This window comes from Ideonella azotifigens (genome assembly GCF_006519715.1).
Classification (GTDB): domain Bacteria; phylum Pseudomonadota; class Gammaproteobacteria; order Burkholderiales; family Burkholderiaceae_C; genus Ideonella; species Ideonella azotifigens.
Genome location: NZ_VIDT01000749.1, coordinates 1 through 2,461, shown reverse-complemented (window position 1 = coordinate 2,461; position 2,461 = coordinate 1). Strand labels below are relative to the sequence as shown.

Sequence of the window (2,461 nt, the reverse complement as noted above, 5' to 3'; positions counted from 1 at the left end):
AAGTCAAGGAAGGAGGATGTGCTCACGTATGTTTTCTCCACAAATAGTTAGTGTGGCTATGCATGTTATTGGCTTTGCATCCAATGCGCCACGCGCATCGCCTCGGGACCAACCCTTAGGAGCGACTCGAAGACGCGGCCGCTGCCGGCACAACGCATGTGCCACAGGGCCGACTCCCTGCGCATGCCTTCACGGCAGCGATCAGGGTTTGCACCGATCGGCTTCTGTCGATATCCAATTGCCACACACATTCTTATCCAAGATAATGATTTCACTATGTCAGCAATACCGCTCAAACCATGATGGATTCCTCCCTGTCCAGGCCTGTGGGCGCTCCGGCGCTCGTCGAGGTCGAACTGCACGACTGCGTCGCCACGCTGACGCTGAATCGCCCCGACAAGCGCAACGCGCTGAGCCTGGGCGTGATCGGCGAGCTGCGCGCCGCCTTCGAGTCGCTGCCGGATGCCGTGCGCGCGGTGGTCCTCAGCGGGCGCGGCGAACACTTCTGTGCCGGCCTCGATCTCAGCGAGCTCACCGAGACCTCGCCGGCCGAGGGCCTGATGCACTCACGCTCCTGGTACGAGGTCTTCGACCGCATCCAGTTCGGACGGCGGCCGGTGGTGTGCGTGATGCACGGCGCCGTGGTGGGTGGCGGGCTGGAGCTGGCCTCGGTCGCGCATGTTCGCGTGGCCGAGCGGTCGGCCTACTTCGGTCTGCCCGAAGGCCAGCGCGGCATCTTCCTGGGCGGCGGCGGATCGGTGCGCGTGTCCAAGCTGATCGGCGGCTCGCGGGTGGCCGAAATGATGCTCACCGGCCGCGTGTACAACGCCGAGGAAGCCTTCCAGGTGGGCCTGACGCACTACACCGTGCCCGATGGCGAAGGCCTGGCCAGAGGCCTGGAGCTGGCTCGACGCATCGCCAGCAATGCCCCGCTGTCCAATTTCGCGATCATGCAGGCGCTGCCGCTGATCGCCGAACAGCCGATGGCCCACGGCCTGCTCACCGAGGGTCTGATGGCCGCCGTGACCCAGTCCGACGGCGAAGCCAAGGCGCGCATGCGTGCCTTCCTGGAGAAGCGCGTCGCCAAGGTGACGCCGCCCGAGGCCCGCGTGAGCAACGCTTGAGGAGAACGCCGATGCCCGCGATGTCCAACACCCCCGATCTCCGGCCACTGCTCGCTCCGAGCTCGGTCGCCATCGTCGGCCTGTCCACCAAGCCAGGCTCGGCCGGCCTGGTGGTACTGCAGAACCTGCTCCAGGCTGGCTACGACGGCGCGCTGCACCTGGTGGGCAGAAGCGGCGGCAGCGTCGGCGGACGCACCGTCCACACCTCGATCGCCGAGCTGCCGCCAGGCCTGGACCTGGCCATCCTGCTGGTGCCTTCGGATGCCGTGCTTGACACCCTGAAGGCCTGTGTCGAACGCGGCGTGCGCGGCGCCGTCTGCTTCGCCTCGGGCTTTGCCGAAATGGGCGAGGAGGGTCGCACGCGCCAGCAGCTGATCGCCGAGACGGCACGGGCCGGCGGCCTGGCGCTGCTGGGCCCCAACACCATCGGCTTCTTCAACAGCGTGGCCGGCTTCCATGTCTCGATGGTCGAACTCGTGCTGCCGCCGAAGCTTCGGCCCGAGGACGGCCCTGCCGTGGCCGTGGTGGCGCAGAGCGGTGGCATCGGCGTGCATGTGTCGGCCTCGCTGCGCGCGCGCGGCGTGCCGGTCTCCTATGTGCTGACCACCGGCAACGAGGCCCAGGTCGGCCTGTCGGAGACGCTTTCCTTCCTGGCCGACGACCCCAGCACCCGAACGGCGGTGGTGTACGCCGAGCAGATCCGCTCGGCACCCGAGGTGCTCGCGGCCTTCGGGCGCATGCATGCCGCCGGCAAGGGCGTCGTGTTGCTGCACCCCGGTCGCAGCGAAGGCGCCCAGGCCGCCACCAGCTCGCATACCGGCGCGCTGGCCGGCAACCACGGCGCCATGCGGCTGGCCGCAGAGCGTGCCGGCGTGCTGGTCGTGGACAGCCTGGAGGAAGCCATCGACCTCGGCCAGCTCATGCTGCGTTTCCCGCAGCCGCCGGTCGGCGGGCTGGGCCTGATCACCGCGTCCGGGGCGCTGTGCGGCATCGCGCTCGACTACCTCGAACCGCTCAATCTGGAGATGCCCCCGATGTCGGCGCCGCAGGTCGAGGCACTGCGCGAGCAGCTGCCCGCCTACACGCCGCCACGCAACCCGCTGGATCTGGGCACACTCATCGGCCCGCGGCCGGAGCTGATCACGCTGGGCGTGGTCGCCGAGCAGGACGATCCCGCCATCGGCAGCCTGCTGGTCTCGCTGCCCATGCCCTCGCCCGAGATCGCCCCGGTGTGGCTCGACGCCCACCTGCTTGGCATGGAAGGCCGCACCAAGCCGGCCATCTTCGTGATGCAGAACGAAGACACGCCCCTGCCGCCGGCCATGGTGGAGCGCGCT

Annotated in this window: 2 protein-coding genes; both read left to right on the top strand. The window is 68.5% G+C overall.

The features are described from left to right. Nucleotides 1-299 precede the first annotated feature (299 nt). Nucleotides 300-1,124 carry a crotonase/enoyl-CoA hydratase family protein gene (locus FKP22_RS27175; RefSeq protein ID WP_211361613.1) on the top strand — a complete coding sequence of 275 codons (825 nt, stop codon included), beginning with the start codon at nt 300-302 and terminating at the stop codon, nt 1,122-1,124. Between the two features lie 11 nt (nt 1,125-1,135). Further along, nucleotides 1,136-2,461: CoA-binding protein (locus tag FKP22_RS27170; protein ID WP_211361612.1), on the top strand; the 1,326-nt coding region annotated here is incomplete at its 3' end.

What these genes read in the sequence shown, in the direction of transcription:
- FKP22_RS27175 (WP_211361613.1), top strand. Translation starts at nt 300, where the DNA reads ATGATGGATTCCTCCCTGTCCAGGCCTGTGGGCGCTCCGGCGCTCGTC.